Raw genomic sequence first — 23,031 nt, 5'->3', positions numbered from 1 at the left:
TTGGCCGCCGACTTCCTTCAGATTCCGTCTCGCGATGGACACCCTTGTCTTAAGCTATGCACTTGGCACTATTAACCCGTGCTAGGGACTTTCACCCATTAGATTGCGCCCATGCCGGGCGCACAATTATAAAGGAGGAAGGATTATCTCTCCTCCTCCTTTTTTTATATTATCTTTTTTAAGCATTTTTATTAACCTTTCTACAATCACTTTAGGGAATCCTTCTGAAGCCTTTTAAGAATAACTCTTCAAAATATGATAATATCCTTTATTTATTTACAACTATATTTAAAAACTTACCAAAGCTCATTGCAATTAGCCCCTTGAAATTATTTGTCCTACACTTAAAATAATATACATCAGAATTCCAGCCTTTTTCTTTCCAATAATCACTGTCTAAACCATTTAATTTATAGGAGAGCACCTTTTGAACTTGAAAGTTTATAAGAGCATTTAATGATGGTTTATAGCTTCCCTTATTCATAATAAGATGTCTAACAAAATTTTCACATTCACTTTCTGTAATTTTATTATCTATATTTCTAATACTTCTACCAATTTTACCAGCATTAAATCCGCCCCATTGAATCACCACTCTTTCTAAGTATTTCAGAGTAGCTTTAAGTCCAGAGCCTTTAGTTGTGGACATGACTAGAACTGGTTTACCATAAATTTCTGGGCGATGAAACCAGCTGCAGGTCCTATCAATAAGTATCTTTAACTTTCCTGATACGTTTTCCATATAAACTGGTGAAGTTAAGATTATTCCATCACTTAATTTTATTTTCTCCATAATACCTTCAGTCTGATCCGTAAGTACACATCCACCTTTAACCAAGCAATGTTCACAACCAATACAGGCTTTTATGTCATATTCGAACAGATTTATTATTTCTACATCTATATTTTTGTTTTTTAATATTTCTTTAACTTGAACAATAAGCCCATAAGTATTCATCTTTCTACTACTTGAATTTATAGCTATTACCTTTAACATTTTAAATACCATCTCCTTCATTTTTAGTATATCACCGATGGCAGACTTGAAAATTCCAAAATATTGTTAAATCTTAAATTGTTGAACTATTTCATTTAATTTTTGAGCAAGTTCTGCTTGGTTTTGTGCTGTTAATGCAACTTGCTCTATAGCCTGTGATGCTTCATTCATACTTTCTTTAATTATAAGCGCTTCTTCACTTGAGCTTTGTGAAGACACAGCCATACTTTGAACAACTTCACTTACTTGTCCAACTGTTGCTGCAATTTCTTCAGACATAGCTGCTATTTCTTCAGACATTTTACTTACAAAATCTGAATCATTATAATACTGATTTCCTGTTTCTGCGTATGCATTAAATTGTTCTTGAACATGTGTATTTATAAATTCTAATATATCACTACCTGTATGAATACTGCTTTTGAATGCCCCTTGAACCTTAACAATAGTATCTTGAATATTTATTACTGCTTGTGCTGACTGCTCTGCAAGTTTTCTTACCTCATCTGCTACCACTGCAAATCCTCTTCCTTGTTCCCCAGCTCTTGCCGCCTCTATTGCAGCATTTAATGCAAGTAGATTGGTTTGTGTTGCTATGCTCCCAATAGTATCGGCCATAACTTTTATACTATCTACTACTTTTCCATCTTCAATAGCTTTCTCCATTTTCTTTTGTTTTTCAGTATATAATTTTTGAGTTTCATTAATAGCCTTTTGACTATTACTTTTAACCTCAGTAGCTTTTTCTTTAAACTGATATGAATTATTACTTCCTTCCACAGCCTTTGAAGATAATACATTAATGCTCGAATCTACTTCTTCAATAGATGCACTTATTTCTTCTGATGAAGCACTTGCCTCTTGCATACCAGCAGCGATAGAATCTACTGCTTCATCTATGATTATAGCTTTTGAAGATAACTCTTGAACCGTAGCTGAGAGCTCCTGCGAAGATGCACTTATCTCCTGTGTATTTTCCATAATTACCTTCACTAAGCTATTTACATTTTGTTGTGCAACATTCAAAGCTAAAGCAGTTTGTCCAAATTCATCTTTCCTTGTAATATTAAGTGGAGTTGAAAAATCGTAGGAAGATAGCCTATTAGCTAATTCTTTTATCTTATTTAGTGGACCTGATATATTTTCACTTAATATGTATGCCATAAAAATTATAATAAAATATGATATCGCTGTATAAGTTATTATTGTGTATCTAACCTTCTTAAACTCAGCTATATTGTCTAAATTTGCCTTATCAGCTAATTTCTGATTTATTTCAATACATCTTTCTAATTTTATAAACATCGAAATTTTTATTTCTGACATTTCAGAATTAGATATCTTAACTGCTTCTACATAGTTATTGGCTTTTGCAAGTTCTATTATCTTAGCTCTTCCCTCTCTATATTTTACTAATTCATTCTTAAATTCATCATATGCTCTATCTTCTTCTATTGAATTTGAAGGTATACTTTCATATTCTTTTTGAAACTTTATATCTTCATTGGTTAATTCATCTATACTCTTTATTTGCTCATCTAATTTCGACCTATCTCTATTAAAAACAATCTCAACCAAATTAACTCTCATTTCGTTAATATTACCTTTAATTTCTTCTATGTCCTTAATAGCTATCAAATTATTACTATATATAGACTTAGAGCCCTCATTTATTTTTGATGCACTTAATATACCCTCTAATCCTATTAAAATCATGAAAATACTAACCGCTGAAAATACCAATATAAGTTTTTTCTTTACCCCTAAATTAATAAAAAGTTTCATATTAACGCTTCCCTTCTTTTTTCAAAATATATTCTTCAAAATTCTTAGTAGAAAGTGGTTTGCTGTAATAAAAGCCTTGAATTATATCACAACCATATTCTTTTAATGTTTTCAGCTGATGTTCTTGCTCAACCCCTTCTGCCACCACCTTCAGGTCTAAAATATGAGCAAAATAAATAATATTTTTAATTATAAGATTTTTTTATTATCACAATTTATAAAGTCAATAAAGCTTTTATCAATCTTAAGTGTGTTTAAGGACAGATTGCTTAGTTGAATATATGAGGAATAACCTGTCCCAAAATCATCTATAGCTATCTTAATATCTTTTTTTATAAATTCTTTAAGCATTTTATCTGAATGTTTAATATTTTCAATAATGGCGGTTTCTGTTACTTCCAGTTCTAAAACATCTGGTGATACTCCATGCTCTTTTAAAATACATTCTATATATTCTGGCAAAGATGCATCTCTAAATTGTTTAACTGATAAATTCACAGCCATATTTATATAATTAACCCCCATTGCTTCCAATGTTTTTATTTGCATGCATACTTTTCTAAGTACATATCTCCCCAAATCTATAATAATTCCTTATGACACCGCATTGCTTCTGCGAGCTTATAAACTATATAGTTTTTATTTTTCAAACCCGTTGTTAAATCAATATATGTATTATCGTATACTCTATTATTTATTAAATTGCTATTTTCTTTGCACATGCACACCCTCTCCTTTAAATTTTTTTAATTTCAAAATTAAATGAATTATATAAATTAAAATTAATCATTGGTAATATGAATTTTTATAATTTTATTACGTTTCGTGTTATTATTGTATTATAAAACTCAATTTGTGGTTTTGTAAACATATTTTTTCTAAAATAGCAAAGTTATTTTTAGAATATAAAAAACATTAAAAATAAAACCTATTGAATTTTACGTTATTTTATGTCAGTCTATAATTGAAGGGTGGGTGTTTAAGATAAGTAGTTTTTATAATAGACTAAAAAATCTTCGTGTAGAAAATAATTTACTTCAGAAGGATTTAGCTGAAATGCTTGGTTTAGCTCAAACAACTATAGCTAATTATGAGCAGGGTAAACGCTTTCCAGATGAGGAAATGGTAATAAAAATAGCAGACTTTTTTAATGTTTCACTAGATTACCTACTTGGAAGATCAGAAATAAATAGTGCTAATGAAGATTTTTCACTAAGAGATTCATTAAAATTGTCTAAGTCCCTCATAGACCCTACAATACTAGCATTAAAGACCTCGTATTTTGATGCTTTAATTAGCGGTAATTTGCAAATAGCTAGTGAACTAATTTTAAACGCAGTTGAAAGTGGCATAATTGACATAAGGAGCCTATATAGTGATATATTCGAAATGTCGCTTATAGAAATCGGAGAGCAGTGGGATATGAATATTATAGACGTTTACCAAGAACATTATTTTTCAAATTCTACTCTGTTGATAATGTCAGAACTATTTTCTCATTTTTATACGTCTGAAAAGAATGGTCATTCCCTTGTATCCTTAAGTACTTCTGGAGATTCACACAATATTGGCATACGTATGGTTACAGATTTTTTTGAAATTGATGGCTGGAATACGTATTTCCTTGGATCTGACGTACCAACGCAAAGTGTGATAAAAGCACTAAAAGACCGCAAAGCTGATATTTTAGCAATCTCTTGTACAATGCCTTACCATCTTAATTCAGTGAAATCTTTAATTACAGCTATAAGGAGTCTGAAAGAATTGGATAATGTTAAAATAATAGTAGGTGGGAGACTATTCAATAGGTATAGAATTTTATGGAAATCCGTTGGGGCCGATGGATATTCATCTACTGCAGATGGTGCTGTAAAGGTTGCTAATGAATTTATTATGAATAGAATTTTGGAATAACCTTAAATCATTAAAAATATATCTGTTGTATCTTAAACTTACACAAAACAGAAAAACAGGGCCAGCAGATAACTACCTATCCACTAACTCTATTTTTCTAAACTAAATAAATTTCAGTTATTATTAATTCTATTTTCTACTTAAACTTTAAATTTATTTACCATTTCATTAAGTTTTTGAGCAAGTTCTGCTTGGCCTTTTGCTGTTAATGCCACTTGCTCTATGGCTTTTGAGGTTTCATTTATACTTTCCTTTATTGTCACTGATTCTTCACTTGATTTTTGTGAAGTTTCAGTCATGTCTTGAACAGCTTGGCTTACCTGGCCAACCGTAGCTGTTATTTCCTCAGCCATAGCGGCAATTTCATCAGACATTTTGCTCACAAAATTCGAATCATTATAATACTGATTGCCTGTTTCTCCATAAGCATTTAATTGTTCATTTATCTGTGTATCTATAAATTCTAATATTTCGCTACCTGTATCAATACTACTTTTAAATGCACCTTGAACTTTAACAATAGTCTCTTGAATATTTATTACTGCTCGAGATGATTGTTCTGCAAGTTTTCTTACCTCATCTGCCACCACTGCGAATCCTTTACCATGCTCTCCCGCTCTTGCTGCCTCTATGGCAGCATTTAATGCGAGTAAATTCGTTTGTGTTGCTATGCTTCCTATTGTATCTGCCATAACTTTTATACTATCTACTACTTTGCCATCTTCAATAGCTTTTTCCATTTTCTTTTGTTTTTCAGAATGTGTTTGTCTAGTTTTATCGATAGCATTTTGACTATTATTTTTAACTTCTATCGCCTTTTCTTTAAACTGATTTGCATTATTACTTCCTTCCATAGCTTTAGAAGAAAGTACATTGATAGTAGAGTCTACTTCTTCAACAGAGGCAGTTATCTCCTCTGTTGCGCTACTTGACTCTTGCATCCCAGCGGCAATAGTATCTGCTGCTTCATCTATAATTATAACTTTTGAATATAATTCTTGAACTGTGGCTGAAATTTCTTCAGATGATGCACTTAAATCCTGTGACCTTTCTATGATTATTTTTACTAGCTTTTTAATATTTTCTTGTGCTGTATTTAATGCATTCCCAGTTTGGCCAAATTCATCTTTTCTTGATAAAGTAATTGGAATTGAAAAATTATAGGAAGATAACCTACCGGCTAAATCTTTTATCTTGTTTAATGGAGACATTATATTTTTAGTTAATATGAAAGCCATTAAAATTATTATTAAAAATGCAATAACTGTATAAAGTATAATTGTATTTCTAGTCATGTTAAATAGTGCGGTATTATTTAAATTTTCCTGCTGAGCTAATTCATCATTTAGATTAATACATTCTGTTAATTTTAAAAACATTATGGTTCGTTTTGGACCCATGTCTGAATTGTAAAATTTAACTAAGTCCGTATAATTGTTAACGTTAACATTATTGATTAAATTTGTTTCTAATTCTGAATATTTTATTAAGTCATTTTTAAAAACGTCGTAAATCTTTTTCTCTTCACTTGTTGATTTTAAACTCTCATATTGCTTTTGTAATATTGCATTTTTATTGCTTAAATCGGTTATATTCTTTAGTTGAAGAGATAATTTTGATCTATCTCTTTCAAAAATCATCCTAAGCGTATTAGCTTCAATGTCGTTTAAATTTCCTTGGATACCTGTTAAATCCTTAATAGCTATTAAATTATTACTATACATAGCCTTAGACCCTTCGTTTATTTTTGCTGAATTTACTATCCCCACTACTCCAATTAAAACTATAAAGAGACATACTACTGAAAATACCATAATTAATTTTTTCTTTACACGCAAATTTACAAAAAAATTCAATTTAACCCCCCATTCTTTTTCTAATACATTTTTCAAAATTCTGTACGAAAATTGCCTTCTTCTATTATTACTACATTTATTTTGCTCAGATTCCAACTTAATATTCAATGTAAAATTTGTACATCTTCTTCTCAAAATGGATTCAAAACATGTATTTAATCTCCTTAATATTAATATTCGACATTCTTTATAAAAACCCTTCTTCAGATTTATTGAACTAAATCGTTGTTAATGAACACCGAAAATAAACAACTACCGTAGAATATCTTAAATTTGTGTAAGCTGACACCGTTTTTGTATGGTAGGTATAACACAAGACAATACTTAAAATGGAAATTGTCAAATATACTTCATAACTTTCCGATCTTGTAATGGCTCCACTGATTTTAAACACAATATGGAACAAGATACCTGCAATAATATTCTTTGTGATTGCAACAAATAAAGCCAGCACAATCCATATAGCTATGGCTATAATTATATGCCCCATGAGCTCTTCATAGCCAAATCCCCTAAGCAGGTTTACTATATGTCCTATTCCAAAAGTTATCTCAGAAATCACAATGGCCTTATTAATACCTGAATTTACATATTTCCCTGTAATCTTTAAATCATTGCAGTCAAATGCCAGTTAAATAAATATGTTTTTTATTGTTTAACATAATCCTCCTATTACGGGCATACAAAAATAAAAAAGAGCCTCAGTGGCTCTTTTTTATTTATGAAAAAATTCCCTATCTAATTCTTTTTTTTGAAATTATATCCACTATAAATGCTATTACGCCAATTACTAGTAAAATATGTATCAACCCGCCGCCAATGCTAAATATTAATCCTAAAACCCAAAAGAATATTACAACTGCACCTATAAAACTTAGAATACCCATATAAACACAACCTTTCTCACATTAATTTACTCTTATAATTGTAAATTTCTTAACTAAAAAATACCTAAAAATTTAAGTATTATTATTATTACAACAATTCCACCAATTAATGCTAACATACACTTCACACTCCCTATTATTTATAATCAATCATCTATATTTAATATTACATATTACATTTTGAAATTTAGTTCAAAATTACTTATATTCTTATTTTTCATTTAATATAGCCTTAAACTTTTCTTCAATCTTATCTTCGGCTTTATCAATTTTTTCCTTTGAATTACCTTTCTGATATTGAAGTTTACCTTTAAGTTCCATCTCTTGGCTATCTGCGGCTTTACCTACAATCTCCTTGGTCTTTCCTGCTACTTTATCTTTTGCATTTTCAACTTTATTATTTAAATTAGGCATCTTGCACCTCCATTTTATTTTATCTAATATCGATATAAAATACATTTTACATCCAAACTTATAAAATTTTTCTATAATTATAATGTATGTATGTATTATACCATACAATCCTTATTTCTTCAACATTTTTCGACATCCAACTATAAACCTTCGACATATTATTCGACATTTTTACTGTAAATTACTTTATCCTTATAAGTTCCAAAACCTAATATTTAATTATTAACTATCATTTATGCCTATAATTAATGAATTTTTTTCACTAACTTTAAGATTGAACTCAGTGGTTGTTTTTTTCATTTTTGTATCTAACCGGCGAAAAACGGAAAAATCTAAAGTTCTCTTGCTAATGAAAATATTTCAGCAAATGAAAAACTCCCACCTTTATCCATTTAATATTCTAAGTGTTTCATCCATATTGGAAGTTAATCCTGCTATTATTAATCTATCTCCCTTTAATATTTCTGTTTCACCATCTGGAAGAATTTCAACTCCAGCTCTAATTATTTCAAATATTCTAAAGTCCGATGGAAATCTTAATTCTTTTAAAGTTTTATTATAAATTATAGGATTTAGAGGTACTATCTCCATAATAGATATTTTATTTGCTATTGAATTCTCTTTTTTATCAATGTTCTCATATCTAAATATTTTATCAAAGGCAATAGGAAATACTATACATGATATTAAAACAATGAGTACAAAGGCTGAATAATATGAATCATCCATAAAGCCTAGGTTAAAAGCCATCTGTGCACCAACTATTAATATGCTTAGCTGAGATGATAATATAATTCCACTAGAAATAGCTTTATTGTATCCAAACGTAGAAGTCATAATTAGGCAAGGAATTAATTTAACTATAAAAATCACAAATAAAAATATTGGAATATATAAAAGTGCTCTAGGTTCCTTAAAAATACTTGATAGATCCATATTAACTCCAACCATTATAAAAAATATTGGAATTAGAAATCCATATCCAATGATATCTAGTTCATATTTTAAGTCCTCCTTTTCTTTGTCTAATATGAATGTAAAGATGACTCCTGCTAAAAATGAACCTAACACTACCTCTGTATCAATTTTATGTGAAATTGTAACAAGTACCAGCATTAATGCAAAAGCTGCACGAACACCAATATGTAACCTGCTAAAAGCACTTGCAGATAAGTCTAATATATGTGAAAATCGTTTTATAATTTTATAAATTAACACAGATGCTAAAAATAAAATAAGAAACAAAAAGCTTTTATAACTTAATCCATTAGTAGTAGCTGACGAAATTATACTTAATGAAATTAGACATACAAATTCACATATCAATGAAAATATAAGTATGGTTTGACCATAATTGGAGTTTAATATTCCTCTTTCTTTTAAAAATGGTACAAGAAGCCCTGGTGCAGCTGCTGCAAGTAAAAAAGTAAAAAAAAGTATGTTTTTAATGAGACCAACTTTATACAGAATAGATGACGATATATATGACACTAAAAGTGAAATTACAAACATTCCAATACACATCAAAATGCGACGAATAACTTTTTTCTTTTCAGCTCCCACTTTTATTCTATCAACATCTATCTCTAACCCACTTAAAAACATCAAATATGCAAGTCCAAGCTCAGACATAAAGCTTATCCAAATATCCTCATGTACTAAGTTTAAAAAACTTTTCCCTATTACCATTCCAACCAAGATTTCCCCTACAACAAAAGGAATTTTGAACTTTTTGATAGAATTAATAATTAATGGTGTAATAAATGCAAAAACAGAAATAATTAGCAGTGAGTCATAACTTATTTTTTCCATATTCCTTCTCCTCTAAACATTATATTTTCCAAAATTCCTCCATCAAACTTCTCCTTAGTATTTAGTGAACTTTCACCACTCATGAAATCTTTTCAGTGCATAATCAATACTTGATAACTCTGTCAATATTAGATAATCGCTTTAAATATTCAAAACAATAACTATAGATTATAAAAATTCTTCATTTTCCTCTACTTTATTAATAGTAGTTGACATCTTGCTAGTTTCTCTAAAATTAATAATAGAACCTATAATAATAAAAACAATTCCTATTATTGTGTTTAAAGCAATGGATTCTTTTAGAACTATTAATGCTAAAATTGGTGCCAAAGCAGGTTTAATAAAAAATATAATTGAAGCAGTAGAGGCAGAAGTCTCTTCCATTGCTAAAATGTAAAATGTGTAACCAAGTCCAGTGACAAAAATACTAATGTAAGCTAGGATAGATATATTGTGAAGTGTTATACCCTGAAAAATTGGAATGTTTGAAAATTCTTTATACCCATTATTGGAAAGAAAATTTGATACAAAAGTCAATTTTGTAATAAGAATAAGTACTAACATTTCTAAGCTACCCATTAAAAAGGTAAAGCAGGTTAAGACCACTCCTCCTAGCCTCTTGCTTTTTGTACTGCTTATTACACCATATAAAGCAAATGTTATTGAGGATATCATAATAAATATTATTCCTTTAAAACTGATCGTAATATTAAAAGGGTTTAATATACATAACATTCCAAATATACTTAGAATTATTGATATAATGGTATGCTTGTATACTTTCTCGCCAGTTAAAAAAAAGGCAAAAGCAACTACAAATATCGGATTGCAACTGAAAAGAATCGCAACTAAAGATGCCTTACAGTACAAAATGGAAAGTTGAAAAAAGGTCATACTTACCACAACACAAATAAAACCAGTAAGTATGAAAAATTTGATATCATCTTTGCTTAAGGAAAGTTTTCTACCTCTTAAACTTTTTTGAGCTAAGGGAAGTAGTAAAATAGAACCTATAAAAAACCTTAAAAAACTTATCTGTATAGGATTAAATTGATTTGCAACAGTTTTTAAAGCTATTTCCATAGTGCTGAAAAAGAAAGCCGCTATGATAATAAACCAATATCCTTTTTTCATTATAAACACCTCTGATCTATTAATATGGTAATGCATAGAAATAACAAATTAATTGAAATAAATTGTTATTCGCACAATATATATTAGATTGTATTGCAAGCACATATTAGTATATCCTTATTTATGATGTAAATCAAGATGTGGTATGATTGTGTTACTTTCAGTTTGAGTCTATAAGCTAGATATACGTATATAACAAAAGTCGTGAAAAATTTTATTTCACGGCTTTCTCTTTTGCATATAAAATTTGCAATAAGTGTAGCTTAGCAATTATTTGTTAAATCTACGTAATTAATAGTATACAAGTTAATACTTTATCTCAGAACATGAATTATAATAATTGGGTATATTAAACACCATAGTTTAATTTATGCTGTAAAGTTATCAATGTATCTAGCGGGCCAATAAATACCCTATTAATCGTATATGGATTGTCTGCATTCGATGAAAGTCCTACATCTGTAGATATGCCCAATTTACATCCCGCTGCGTGTGCTGCTTTTATTGTAGTGTACGTATATGAACCACATGGGTAAGCTATATACGTTACTTTTCTGCCTAATATTTTTTCTAGTGCCTGTTTTGTCTTAGTTATAGTAGCTAACTGACTTGCATAAGAAAGTTTTCCAAGTTGCTCATGATTAAAAGTATGATTTTCTACTCTAAATCCATTAGCATCCATTTCTTTTATCTGCTTAGAAGTTAAATATTTTCTGTCTCTATCTATATTTTTTCCTATCATAAATACAGTAGCTTTTTGATTATTTGCTATCAATACTGGATATGCCAATGTGTAATTAGATTCATATCCATCGTCAAATGTTATTAATACGGGCTTTTTAGGTAGTACGGTTTTCTTAGACACATTAGAATAGAATTCGTCCATGCTTATTGTAGTATAACCATTTGCTTTTAAATAGTTCATCTGTGAGCGAAAAACTGATTGTCCTATTATTAATCCATCTGTTTCTGATGATGCATCTGCTATTTTATGATACATTAATACTGGTACCTTTTGTATTTCTGGTACTTCTAACTGTTCTTTATTAGATTCACTAGATATTTTCACATAGGAACTTGCTATATAGCCTGTCTTACCCTTATACCTTATTTTATAGAAACCATTTGATAGGCCAAGTGTATTTACTTTAGTATTTATTGGTAATGAACCTATGACTGAAGACGATGATGAATAACTCTTTCTAACATTTAAGGATGCCACATTTGTTATAGCACTGGCAGCTAGTGCTACTTGACAGCTCAAAGCTGTAAGTATTGTTACTAATAAAGCTACTTTTTTTTTCATAATAAACCTCCAATATACCAAAAGTTATTCCTTTATTATATTTATAATGATAATTCATTTATTTTTAACTAGAACTTGAAAGTTATTGGCTTTGCACTATTCCGTTAAATATCTATACATAATCACATCTATATTTTTGATTTGTTCACTCTTATCCATAAACTATATGCTTATTTCATTGGAACTGTTAATCTGTTTACGAACTTACTCATACTATAGAATGCGTTTATATAAACCCTATTAATGGTATAGTAGTTGTCAGTTGCACCTGAAAATCCATTGTCAGTGCCTATCCCTAAGTAGTATCCCGAATTATGTACAGCCTTTGCAGTTGATTTATTGTATGCACCAAAAGGATACGATACATACATAACATTTTTTGATAATAGTTTTTCTAAAATAACTTTACTATTTCTCAAAGAATTATACTGACTTGTACATGACAGCTTCGATAAATTATCGTGATTATTAGTATGACTTTCTGCTATAAAGTTATTTTTATCCATTATTTTAAGTTGTTTCGATGTTAGATAGCCATCTGTGTTTATACATTTAGCAATCATAAATACGGTAGCTTTCTGATTGTTTGCCTTTAATAAAGGATAAGCTAATGTGTAATTATCCACATACCCATCATCAAATGTTATTACTACAGGCTTTGCTGGAAGTGCCGTATGTTTTGCCATATGATTATATAATTGGTCAAGCGATATTGTCGTATAGTGATTAACTTTCAGATAATTTAATTGAGCTTTGAGGACTGACTGACTTTAAGTTCGTTAGTGTTATTTTTGTCAGATGTCACACTATGATACATTAATACAGGAACTTTAGGTATTGCTACCTTGGCTCCAAGTAGTTTAGTATTTGTCATCTTTATGGGCTGTGTTGAAGGTACAGCGATAGCTCCGTTTGATGCAAATACTTTATGGTCTATCTTAGGATTGTAACCAGTTAATGTTAATATAAGTGTTATAGTTGATACTGTAGCTAATATAAGTAATTTTGAATTTTTCAATAGTTTGCCCCCTAATTAATAGCGATAGCTTGCTTAAGATATTTCATACTCTTGTAACGTCACAGTAATTACCTCTGAAATTTTATTATGTGCATTGTTTATTTTAAGTGTAGTACTTGATTTATATCTATACACATTTCGGCACAAAATAGTATTTTCCTTCAACGTTTGAAAATTAAAGTAAAAAAACAAGAACATATTATCTACTCATAATATGTTCTTGTAAATTTAGAAACTATTGCCTTAACTGATAGTTCCCTTGGATTAACCAATATTACTGGCGCATTTTTAGCTTTTGCAAGAGGTGCTACTGTAAGCGCATCCACTCTGTTAGCATCTAATCCTGATGCTAACACTGCTGTTTCATCACCCGTTGACCATCCAGCTTTTACTATCGCATCTGAAGTTAAATATCTGTCAGCTCCACTTAATCTTGTTATTTCTGCATTTGCAGTTGTAATAACTCCTGCACTAAAAGCTAATGCAACTACTAAACTTCTAATAGCTGTCTTCAATAATAATTTACACATATAAATTTAAGCCCCCTATTATTTTAAACAATATTAATCTTAATACATTCCTATGCAACAAATAATAATAACTAAACTAATTGCCATCAAGATATAACTTTTCTTTGTTAATTTCTTCATAACATCCCCCCCACCAACTATAGATAAATCAATTTATATTTAATCTCATTATTAATAGTATAATTTACTAATTTCTTTTAATGAACTCCGGGGATGCAAAAATATAGTTTGCTGCTAAAACAGCTTAATAACCTTTGATCCACAACACTTTTTATATTTTTTACCACTTCCACAGGTGCAAATGTCATTTCTTCCTATCTTAGATGTAGTAGTATTATATTTTGAATTGAATTCGTTCAAAGTATATCCTTTTAATCTCCAAAGTCTAGTGTTATTAATAAAATTATTTATTTCTACCAATAATTTTTCAAGATCATTTTCACTTGCTTCTCCCAATGCATATAGAATATTTTCTATTACCTCTTCTTTTTCATTTTCTTGAATATCAGCATATAAATTAATTATAATCATCTCAATATTTGGATCTTTTATTTTCCAATTATTCTTTAAAAATCTTTTTAATCTCATACTTATTTTATTTTCAATTAAATATTCTTCGTTGGAAGATTCAAGTAGTTCATCCTTTTTTATAATACAAAAATCACTATCATTTGAAATATTATCTCTTGTATTAATAATATGGATAACATCTTCTAATGGCACCATTATTCCATTTGCTATATTCCCTTGTAGCATATAACCATTATAATAATATGCACCACTTTCAATTATTCCGTAAAAATTAGTTTCATCTAGTGAATAATTAACATAATTATTAAGCATTCTTATAAAATCATTTATAAATACTACACCATAGTTATATGCCATTCCACAAAATAGCTTTACTAGTTCTGTATTTTTAGATAATATTTTTCTATACTCATCATTATCCAAGGATTTTATAGCATTTATTGTTTCATTCGGCATAATTAAACATATACCATCTTCTCCCATAGCTGCAAATACAAATCCGCATTCTAAAAAATATTCTGGATTTACTACAAAATTATGATCTTCAAAGGATATACATCCAGCTTTATCAGCTATATTTTTTAAAAACTCGAATCTTTCACTATCAATTAAATATAGTGAATTTGTTATTTTCTCTTCATATACATCTAAGAGTATTTCTACTAATTGCCCTTTGTTAAACTTGGATACCTTCGTAATATTTAGATTAGATGTTATTTTAAATAATTCAGCTTTTGTATTACATTCTAATAATTCTCTTAAATCATGTGTAAACTTTCCTCTTTTTACTTTATTAAACATTGCATTTGCTTTATTCTCAGTTTCTAAATCTATATCATCCATTGCACTCTCCAAAAGAGATGCAAAATGCCCTTCATAATCATCTATATCCAATTTATCCTCCTCTATAAATGGTACTATATCCTTTTGTCCTTCTGTTTTAGACTTCTTAAACTTGAAATTATTTCCTGGTAAATATTGTTTTTCCGCATCTCTGTCTCCCTCATATCCACAAACTCCATCTCTAGGTGAATTTGTATATTCAAATTCACCTACCATATCAGCCGCTTCATCTATACAATCTTCACAAAAAAACTCTTCTTCTTCATAATCAAAATATCTGGCCTTTTTATTACAATTCGCACAAAAATTTTGTATTTCTTCATTTCTAGCTAGTATTTCTATTTCACTATGCTTTTCCCCCGTTAAATACTCATCAATAACTTCAAGTTTTAATGTAGTAGTAGAACCGAAATCATAGTCATATCTAAATTTATCACCTACAGAAATTATCTGTCTCAATGTGAAATCCATTGTTTCGTCATTATAAAAAAATTCAGAATCTTTGTCCACTGATGAATCATAATTTACATCACCTATAATAAAACTACTTAAGTGTCCACAACATTCCAACCAAATATTTCTTAAAAAACTATCCAAATTCTTTAAAGTTGACTCTATATTTATAGCTATATATAAACAATACTCTTTTGATCCATACTGTGGAACTATAGACAAAACATATTGGCTCTTAGTTTTTTTAGAACTCGCCATATCTTCCTCTAGCTTTCCCTTTCTAAGTTTGCAACCTTTAACGTGCCTTTTAATGGTTCTTTCTGATAATTTCTCATTGCAATAATAACATCTACCTTTCAAATTTTATCCTCTCCATTTCCTTTTTTTAAATTTAATAGCTATTGATAATTAATCCATTTATGTTTGTATAAATCCTTCTTCCAAAATCTAATTCATTTCTAACTATATTTATTCCTAAATAGCTTGTACTATAGGTGTGCATATAACACTTGCAATTATAAAGACTGAACTACATTTAATTATAAAAGCACATCTACTAAATAGCAAGAGGCATAATATAAATGCACCTTATTTTCCAGAGTTATCATCTATAAAAAACTTGATACAAAACAATTTGCTAAATCTTACCATAAAGCAATTTACAACTTCTAGAATAAGCGCTGTGAGATGCACCAAATATGCCAGCTATTCCAAATTGAAAGTTAAATTATGAATAATTATACATAAAAGTTAATATTTAGTAATTTTGTAATATTTCATTGAAAAATGTCGTAAAACTTGTATACTAGAAATATAATGATTGGTGGATGTATTGGTGTATTAAATAGCAGTGGAGCTTTTGATGCAGGTATTGCAAGCCTTTCACGTATTACTAAAGGAAAAGAATTTATTTTAATTATTGTAGTTACAATTTTAATTTCTATAGGAGGAACCACTTTTGGATTAGCAGAAGAAACCATTGCCCTATATCCAATACTTGTTCCAGTATTTATGGCAGCAGGCTATGATGCAATTGTATGTATTGCTGCACTTTATATGGGATCATCTATTGGTACGATGTTTTCCACTGTAAATCCATTCTCATCAGTTATTGGTTCAAATGCAGCAGGAATAACCTTTACACAAGGTATAGGAATAAGGGCTGTAGGTTTAGTAATTGCAACAGCAATAACTATTATTTATATTATGAGATATGGTAAAAAAATAAAAAATGATCCAACTAAATCTTTAATATATAGCCAAAAAAAAGAAATTGAAGAAAGATTTCTAAAGGGTTATAACGATAAAGAAGTACCAGAATTTACTTTTAGGCGTAAATTAATGTTAATTATATTTGCGTTAACTTTTGCTGTAATGATTTGGGGAGTTTCCACTCAGGATTGGTGGTTCACTGAAATGACTGCACTATTTTTAGTTGTAGGCATAGGACTTGGTATAATTTCAGGACTTGGAGAAAAAAAATTTGTTAGCAGATTTATTGCGGGGGCCTCTGATTTAGTCGGTGTTGCATTAGTTATTGGAGTTGCAAGATCAATTAATTTGATTATGGAAAACGGAGTAATTTCTGATTCAATTCTTAATATGGCATCAGGAACAGTTCAAGGAATGAATTCAAAAGTATTTATAATTGTAATTCTTTTAATATTTATACTCCTTGGCTTTTTTATCCCTTCATCTTCAGGCCTGGCAGTATTGTCAATACCAATTATAGCACCACTTGCGGACACTGTAGGATTGCCAAGGGATATAATAGTAAGTGCATATCAATATGGACAAGGACTAATAGCCTTTATAACTCCAACAGGGCTCATTTTAGTTACTTTAGCAATGGTAGATGTAACCTATGATAAATGGATAAAATTTATAATGCCATTAATGGGTTATATTGGGGCATTTGCAGTTGTTATGTTATTAATTCAAACAGCATTCTAAATAATATAAAGTACTATATAAGTACCAATGAATTGATTATGTAACAATTCATTGGTACTTATATATTTCCCACCAAGTAATTCTGGGTTTAGTAATTGACTGGTCATTGGTATTTGTGGTGTGCTTGGATTAATTGGGCTCACTGAATTAAAAAATATTAAAGTGCAAGACAAAACCGTTAAATAGGTTTGTATAAATGAACGAACATCCTATATGCATAATTATACGCAAATTATATTAATTCATCATATATAATAGTTTTTGCAACAAGTTACATTTATAACTTGAAATTAAGAAATAAAGTATTCCCGCCATCCTTTTAAAGAGTTATTGTAAATCGTGCCCCACCTTTAGATCTGTTTCCCGCAACAATGTTTCCATCATGTTTTTCAATTATACTTTTAGTTATAGCCAGGCCAATACCATGATTTCCACCTTTACCTTTGAAAAATCTTTCAAAAATATTTTTAATATCACTCTCTTCAAATCCTGGGCCATCATCTTCTATTATAATAATTGTTTTTACTCCCTCACTTTTTAATATAACCTCTATATTTTCACTGCAATATCTCAAACAATTTCCAAGTATATTTATAATTGCTCTTGTGAGCTTTTCCTCATCGCCCATGATAATTTTACTATTGTCACTTCTCGAAAATCTAATATTTTTTCCGTTTTTTACAGCTATTCCATTGATTCTCTCAATACTACTTTTAATCATATATTCTACATTTATTTCTTCAAGATTAAGTTCATCCTGAGTGGTTTCTATTTTTGATAGGTATAATAAATCTTCTACTAAATCAGATAATCTTTTACTTTCTTCTATTATAATATCAATTGCTTTATCCTGTGTATCAACAACTCCATACTTTATAGCTTCTGCATATCCTTGAATGGACATGAGGGGGGTACGGAGTTCATGTGAGGCATTTTGCATAAACCCTTTCATGGCGCTGTCATAAGTAGCTAATTTTCGAGTCATGGATTGCAGAGTTTCAGCTAATTGACCAATTTCATCATTTTTATCATAATCTATAAGTTCAGTCTGATATTGTCTTTCCCCAATTTTTTTCGCATAATTGCTTAATAATAAAATAGGTCTAGATATTTTTTTAGATACAGCATTTGAAATTAACACAGAAATTATTGCAGTAATAATAACTATTATTAAAAGAATCTCATTTACAATTTTCACAAAACCTTTACTCTTTACAACACTAGAATAAACTATTAAATGAAGATTACTATTTTTGCTTGGTAATTTTATATTACGTGCTATTGCTGCATATTTCACTGTTGAATTAATAAAATAAAATATCGGTTTCTTAATATTTTTAGAACTGAATCCCTTTTTTTCACTTACTATAGGCATTATATTGTTTTGTACAAATATAACTTCCTCATCGTTTTTTTTCTCTGGATATATTAGATTCATATTTGTTCCTATAATTGCGTAGTTAACATCAATGAAAGATTCTATCTTTTTTAAGTTTTTAGAAATTAGCAGTAAATTCTTTTCATTATTGGCATTCTTCTCTAACTTTTGATTACTGCTCAAATCCATATCAGTTTCAACTATTAATTTTTCAATGGAACTAGCAGCTTCTTTAAGTTGTTTACTTGTCTGCCTTCGTATATAAAGATTTAAATACAAATTAAATACCAAGAATATTAGTATTAGTGAGATTGTAGTTATAATTAAATGTGAAATGAATATTTTCTTTCTTATAGTTGTTTTCGAAGTTTTCATTAATAGCACCTTCCTATTAATCCTTATTTGATATCATAAAACCAAATCCCCATAGGGTTTCTATTTTTAACGCTGAACCTGAATTCATTAATTTCTTTCTGATCCTTTTTATCATATCATCTGTTGCTCTTGTGTCTACTTCGCTTTCATATCCCCATACTCTGTTTAGAAGTTCTTCGCGGCTTACTCCCTTATTCACTTTACTTGCAAGATATAAAAGGAGACTAAATTCCAATGGTGTTAGCTTAAGATCTTTACCATTGCAGGTAACTGATCTTCCTTCAGGATAAATAGTAATATCTAAAATATTTATAACCTCTTCTTTTGTACTTTGAATATTTTGAAACTCCATACGCCTAAATATACTATTCGCCCTCAGCACAAGTTCTACTGGGCTAAATGGCTTTGTCATATAATCATCACTTCCAAGGGTAAGTCCTGCTATTTTATCCCCTTCACTATCTCTTGCTGATATTATAATAATTGGAACATTACTTTCTTTTCTAATCTCTGAACATACCGATAACCCATCAAGCCCAGGCATCATTATATCTAAAATCAGCATGTCTGAAGGTTTTTTCTTAAAAGCTTCAAGTAGCATAATTCCATCAGAAAATACTTCAACATCATATCCCTCTTTTTTAAAAAACATTTTTATAAGATCCTGTATTTTTTTTTCATCATCAGCAATATATATAAGTTTTGTTTCCATAACATCACAACCTTTGCTTTAATATCTAATTATACCATTGCGAATCTATTTACACATATTAAAAAAATAAGATTCTGACTAGTTTTTTCAAATTCCTTCCTAGACGTACAAAAGAGAAGCGTCATTAAAAACGCTCCCCTTTCAACCTTGCATGCTCATTAGATTAATTATTAGTAGTTTTTGCTGCTTGCTTCTCAGCCTTTAATGCTTGTTTATTAGCTCTCGCTTCTTTTATTTTAGAAGCAGCCTCTTTATTTGTAAGTCCACTAATATCTACACCTAGTTTAGTAGCAACTTCATTAAGTTTTGCACTTCTTGCTTCTTTCTTAACTGTAGCTGCTTGTTTTACTTTTGCCTTTGCATCTTCCTTTGATAAATTAGAAATATCTACTCCAAGCTTAGTTGCCCTTTCCGTTAGCTTAGCAGCAGAAGCTGACTCTAATTTTGCTCTTGCATCTTCCTTTGATAACCCTTCAATGCTAATGCCTAACTTTACTGCTCTTTCCTTAAGTTTAGCAAGTTTTTCAGCTTGATTTTGTTGTTTTGCTTCAATTTTTACCGCTTTTGCCGCTGGATTGCGCGCAGTGTTCCCTAATGCAAAAGCAGGTGCAATGCTTGCCACACTTATTAAACAGCCCATTCCAATTGCTAACATTTTCTTTTTAATCATTTTTATCTACTCCTCCATAAATATATTTTTTTATTTATTTGCTATGAATGAAGTATACGCTTTTATGTTAGTTAAAATCTCCGCAAAAGTTAGGCAGAATTGTGGCAAAATCTGTTGGTTGTTTTGTACTCTCATATTAAAAAATGATAATTCATTTGAATTTTAAATCAATATAGCACACACCTATTTCTGCAAGAATAGCTTTAGCTAATGCTTTAATAATATCATTTCTTTTACTATCAAAAACCTTATTATCATTTGTGTTATCAATAAACCCAATCTCAACTAGTACCGCTGGGGCTCTGGTTTCTCTTAATACATGAAAATTAGCCGTCTTTACACCTCTATTTACAAAACCCATAGCTACAAGTGAGGCTTGTATGCTTTTTGCTAACCCATTTGACTTTGCACCTGCATTTAAGTAAGTGTAAGTCTCAACTCCCTTAGCTTTTTCAGGATGATACGCATTTCTGTGAAAGGATATAAAAAAATCGTACGTGTTTCTATTCTCAAATTCACTTCTATCTCTAAGGCATACCGTCACATCACTAGTTCTTATTTCATCTACAATAATTGCATGCCTTCTAATATCTGATGCTATAGCTAAACCTAAGCTTAAAACATCATTAGATTCCTTTCTTTCATTGTATAATGCCCCACTATCTTCTCCACCATGTCCATAATCAAAACATAACTTAACCATCATTCTCTTCCTCCTTATTCAAATATTAAGTTTTCATTGAATATATATGCCACTGAAAAGTTTTGTACGGAATTCTAAAGCTTTTGTAGCTTGCTAAACTTATTTAATATATATATGTTTTAAGGGATTCCCTGTTTGGAAATCCCTTTTAGTATTTTTTAACTTTTAACTTGAATAGAACATTCTATAATTATCCTAGACATAAGTCGCCACAAACCACCAGATACCTGGTTACACAAACCTTTTAGTTTAGTTCTTACCATATTTTATAACATTAACATCTGTAGTTATGACCAGCCCTTCTTTTACCATTTCTTCCACTATTGGGATTGCTTTCTCGATCATTTTAACCTCATCAATTACCTCAATTATTATAGGAAGACTTGAGCTTAAATCAAGTATTTTCATATCATGAATTGCTCTCGACTTGCCATAACTCTCCAGCCCTCTAGTTACGGTTACTCCTGCCATACCAATTTCCCTCAATTTTATAACTAATGCATGATACAAGTTATGGCCCTTATACCGGGAATCTTCACTTACATAGATTTTTAAGATTTTGCAATTATCACCTTGCTTCATTATTATTTCTCCTTCCTCTCTATACTATAAATTAATCCTATCTTATAAGTTACCTATTTTGCTTCCTAACCAATATCCTAATAGACCTAATATTACTGAGAATAAAATATATATAAAAGCATTCAGTTTTTCTTTTTCTTGAAATAGATTAAATCCTTCATACATAAATGTTGAAAATGTCGTGTATGCACCTAAAAACCCATCTCCAAGTAGTAACATCATATTACTACTAACTCCAATTGTACTAACGATACCTAACAATGTTGCACCGGTAATATTTATTATAAAAGTTCCTATTGGAAAATATTGTGTTGATTTTCCACTTATAAATTTTCCAAGACTATACCGCACCAAACTTCCAGCTGCTCCACCAACTGCAACTAACACATATGTCATTTAATTACCCTCCTGTGTCTCTTCTTATGTCTCTTCTTCTGATTCCACATTATTAGAGCCATTATGTTTACTTATAAATTTTGCAACGACTTCTCTTGCGAGTACTACTCCAAGGTAAGCAGCAGCAAGTCCCATCATTATTGATAACACAACATAGGATATAGAAAAATAATATTCGCCTTGCTTCATAAGATTTACAGCCTCTTTACATAATGTAGAAAAGGTTGTGTATGCGCCTAAAAATCCTGTAGCGATTCCCAATCTTATATCAGCATCTAACTCAAAAACTTCGAAAGCAAGTGTAAGTATAAGTGTTAAGAGAAAAGCACCAGAAACATTAAGTATTAATGTATTTATTGGTATAACTTCTTTATAAGAGACTATGTGGATATTTTTAATTATATACCTCAATATTGCTCCGAGCATTCCGCCTATAGCTATAAATGTGTATTTTCTCATATGCATTTCACTTCCTCTAATGTATATTCCCTGTTTTTGTTCACTTGATTAGTAAAAAAACAATTGACTCCTACAAAGACCTATAAAAGGCATTTGTAGGAGTCATTAGCATATAGCAATTATGGTGAACTCCATCACCTTTATTATATCTATAAAATATAACACCAAACCGTAGAAGATATATATAATATTACCATCTGATACTCCCATGCCTAAAGGCATGGGGTTCTTAAATACATTATCTTCTCCTATACTCTCATTTATATAAAAACTATAAATTACAACATATAAGAACTAAATAACTTCTCTAAGACTTTTACTAC

23 protein-coding genes, 2 pseudogenes and 1 riboswitch are annotated in these 23,031 nt (G+C 29.8%); of the genes and pseudogenes, 2 read left to right on the top strand and 23 right to left on the bottom strand.

The features are described 5' to 3' along the window. Window positions 1-268 precede the first annotated feature (268 nt). The 5 genes from ACREVU_RS04340 to ACREVU_RS04320 form a co-directional block, all read right to left on the bottom strand. Window positions 269-997 (bottom strand): flavodoxin family protein, encoded by a 729-nt coding sequence (locus tag ACREVU_RS04340; RefSeq protein ID WP_431550401.1) that lies wholly within the window; start codon window positions 995-997, stop codon window positions 269-271. Between the two features lie 66 nt (window positions 998-1,063). After that, window positions 1,064-2,782 carry a methyl-accepting chemotaxis protein gene (locus ACREVU_RS04335; RefSeq protein ID WP_431550400.1) on the bottom strand — a complete coding sequence of 573 codons (1,719 nt, stop codon included), beginning with the start codon at window positions 2,780-2,782 and terminating at the stop codon, window positions 1,064-1,066. A gap of 1 nt (window position 2,783) precedes the next feature. Next, complete coding sequence (locus ACREVU_RS04330; RefSeq protein WP_431550399.1) at window positions 2,784-2,927, bottom strand: EAL domain-containing protein; 144 nt, start codon at window positions 2,925-2,927, stop codon at window positions 2,784-2,786. A 44-nt stretch (window positions 2,928-2,971) separates the two neighbouring features. Continuing rightward, a complete protein-coding gene (locus ACREVU_RS04325) occupies window positions 2,972-3,331 on the bottom strand; it encodes an EAL domain-containing protein (protein WP_431550398.1) in 360 nt (119 codons plus the stop codon). Between the two features lie 32 nt (window positions 3,332-3,363). Continuing rightward, window positions 3,364-3,504: a hypothetical protein gene (locus tag ACREVU_RS04320; protein ID WP_431550397.1), complete on the bottom strand. Its 141-nt coding sequence runs from the start codon at window positions 3,502-3,504 to the stop codon at window positions 3,364-3,366. A 253-nt stretch (window positions 3,505-3,757) separates the two neighbouring features. Here ACREVU_RS04320 and ACREVU_RS04315 point away from each other — a divergent pair, with 253 nt between their 5' ends. Further along, window positions 3,758-4,696: a cobalamin-dependent protein gene (locus ACREVU_RS04315; protein WP_431550396.1), complete on the top strand. Its 939-nt coding sequence runs from the start codon at window positions 3,758-3,760 to the stop codon at window positions 4,694-4,696. A 140-nt stretch (window positions 4,697-4,836) separates the two neighbouring features. On the opposite strand, the gene ACREVU_RS04310 is transcribed toward ACREVU_RS04315, so the two are convergent. From ACREVU_RS04310 to ACREVU_RS04260, 11 genes are all read right to left on the bottom strand, one after another. Beyond that, complete coding sequence (locus tag ACREVU_RS04310; RefSeq protein WP_431550395.1) at window positions 4,837-6,552, bottom strand: methyl-accepting chemotaxis protein; 1,716 nt, start codon at window positions 6,550-6,552, stop codon at window positions 4,837-4,839. A 217-nt stretch (window positions 6,553-6,769) separates the two neighbouring features. Continuing rightward, window positions 6,770-7,114, bottom strand: a complete 345-nt coding sequence (locus tag ACREVU_RS04305; protein ID WP_431550394.1) for a hypothetical protein — start codon at window positions 7,112-7,114, stop codon at window positions 6,770-6,772. Window positions 7,115-7,286: 172 nt separating this feature from the next. After that, a complete protein-coding gene (locus tag ACREVU_RS04300) occupies window positions 7,287-7,439 on the bottom strand; it encodes a lmo0937 family membrane protein (protein WP_431550393.1) in 153 nt (50 codons plus the stop codon). 210 nt (window positions 7,440-7,649) lie between these two features. Beyond that, a complete protein-coding gene (locus ACREVU_RS04295; protein ID WP_431550392.1) occupies window positions 7,650-7,853 on the bottom strand; it encodes a CsbD family protein in 204 nt (67 codons plus the stop codon). 384 nt (window positions 7,854-8,237) lie between these two features. After that, window positions 8,238-9,665: a cation:proton antiporter gene (locus tag ACREVU_RS04290; RefSeq protein WP_431550391.1), complete on the bottom strand. Its 1,428-nt coding sequence runs from the start codon at window positions 9,663-9,665 to the stop codon at window positions 8,238-8,240. A gap of 168 nt (window positions 9,666-9,833) precedes the next feature. Next, complete coding sequence (locus tag ACREVU_RS04285) at window positions 9,834-10,799, bottom strand: DMT family transporter (RefSeq protein WP_431550390.1); 966 nt, start codon at window positions 10,797-10,799, stop codon at window positions 9,834-9,836. A gap of 349 nt (window positions 10,800-11,148) precedes the next feature. Further along, window positions 11,149-12,105 (bottom strand): polysaccharide deacetylase family protein, encoded by a 957-nt coding sequence (locus tag ACREVU_RS04280; protein ID WP_431550389.1) that lies wholly within the window; start codon window positions 12,103-12,105, stop codon window positions 11,149-11,151. Window positions 12,106-12,275: 170 nt separating this feature from the next. Continuing rightward, window positions 12,276-12,791, bottom strand: coding sequence for a polysaccharide deacetylase family protein (locus ACREVU_RS04275; RefSeq protein WP_431550388.1), 516 nt, complete (start codon window positions 12,789-12,791; stop codon window positions 12,276-12,278). A gap of 56 nt (window positions 12,792-12,847) precedes the next feature. Then, window positions 12,848-13,123 carry a hypothetical protein gene (locus ACREVU_RS04270; protein WP_431550387.1) on the bottom strand — a complete coding sequence of 92 codons (276 nt, stop codon included), beginning with the start codon at window positions 13,121-13,123 and terminating at the stop codon, window positions 12,848-12,850. Window positions 13,124-13,326: 203 nt separating this feature from the next. Further along, entirely contained in the window at window positions 13,327-13,653 is a 327-nt protein-coding gene (locus ACREVU_RS04265) for a cell wall-binding repeat-containing protein (protein ID WP_431550386.1), read from the bottom strand. Window positions 13,654-13,887: 234 nt separating this feature from the next. Then, complete coding sequence (locus ACREVU_RS04260; protein ID WP_431550385.1) at window positions 13,888-15,840, bottom strand: SEC-C metal-binding domain-containing protein; 1,953 nt, start codon at window positions 15,838-15,840, stop codon at window positions 13,888-13,890. A 453-nt stretch (window positions 15,841-16,293) separates the two neighbouring features. Between ACREVU_RS04260 and ACREVU_RS04255 the strand changes: the two are divergent. Next, window positions 16,294-17,433 (top strand): annotated as a pseudogene (locus ACREVU_RS04255) (YfcC family protein); the annotation flags it as partial. A 319-nt stretch (window positions 17,434-17,752) separates the two neighbouring features. On the opposite strand, the gene ACREVU_RS04250 reads toward ACREVU_RS04255, so the two are convergent. From ACREVU_RS04250 to crcB (ACREVU_RS04220), 7 genes and pseudogenes are all read right to left on the bottom strand, one after another. Next, the gene (locus ACREVU_RS04250) at window positions 17,753-19,186 is read right to left on the bottom strand and encodes a sensor histidine kinase (RefSeq protein ID WP_431550384.1); all 1,434 of its coding nucleotides are present in this window, start codon (window positions 19,184-19,186) and stop codon (window positions 17,753-17,755) included. A gap of 16 nt (window positions 19,187-19,202) precedes the next feature. Beyond that, entirely contained in the window at window positions 19,203-19,898 is a 696-nt protein-coding gene (locus ACREVU_RS04245) for a response regulator transcription factor (protein WP_431550383.1), read from the bottom strand. A gap of 163 nt (window positions 19,899-20,061) precedes the next feature. Next, window positions 20,062-20,568 (bottom strand): hypothetical protein, encoded by a 507-nt coding sequence (locus tag ACREVU_RS04240; protein ID WP_431550382.1) that lies wholly within the window; start codon window positions 20,566-20,568, stop codon window positions 20,062-20,064. Between the two features lie 166 nt (window positions 20,569-20,734). Beyond that, a pseudogene (locus ACREVU_RS04235) lies at window positions 20,735-21,271 on the bottom strand (N-acetylmuramoyl-L-alanine amidase family protein); the annotation flags it as partial. 249 nt (window positions 21,272-21,520) lie between these two features. After that, window positions 21,521-21,853 (bottom strand): DUF190 domain-containing protein, encoded by a 333-nt coding sequence (locus tag ACREVU_RS04230; RefSeq protein WP_431550381.1) that lies wholly within the window; start codon window positions 21,851-21,853, stop codon window positions 21,521-21,523. A 42-nt stretch (window positions 21,854-21,895) separates the two neighbouring features. Then, complete coding sequence (gene crcB, locus ACREVU_RS04225) at window positions 21,896-22,249, bottom strand: fluoride efflux transporter CrcB (protein WP_431550380.1); 354 nt, start codon at window positions 22,247-22,249, stop codon at window positions 21,896-21,898. A 24-nt stretch (window positions 22,250-22,273) separates the two neighbouring features. Further along, entirely contained in the window at window positions 22,274-22,708 is a 435-nt protein-coding gene (gene crcB / locus ACREVU_RS04220) for a fluoride efflux transporter CrcB (RefSeq protein WP_431550379.1), read from the bottom strand. Window positions 22,709-22,797: 89 nt separating this feature from the next. Further along, a riboswitch (Fluoride riboswitch) is annotated at window positions 22,798-22,856 on the bottom strand. Window positions 22,857-23,031: the final 175 nt, after the last annotated feature.

Source organism: Clostridium sp. (assembly GCF_050717535.1).
In the GTDB taxonomy this organism is placed as follows: Bacteria; Bacillota; Clostridia; order Clostridiales; family Clostridiaceae; genus Clostridium_AD.
The sequence above is the reverse complement of the archived record's forward strand: the minus strand, read 5'-3'. Positions and strand labels throughout refer to the sequence as shown.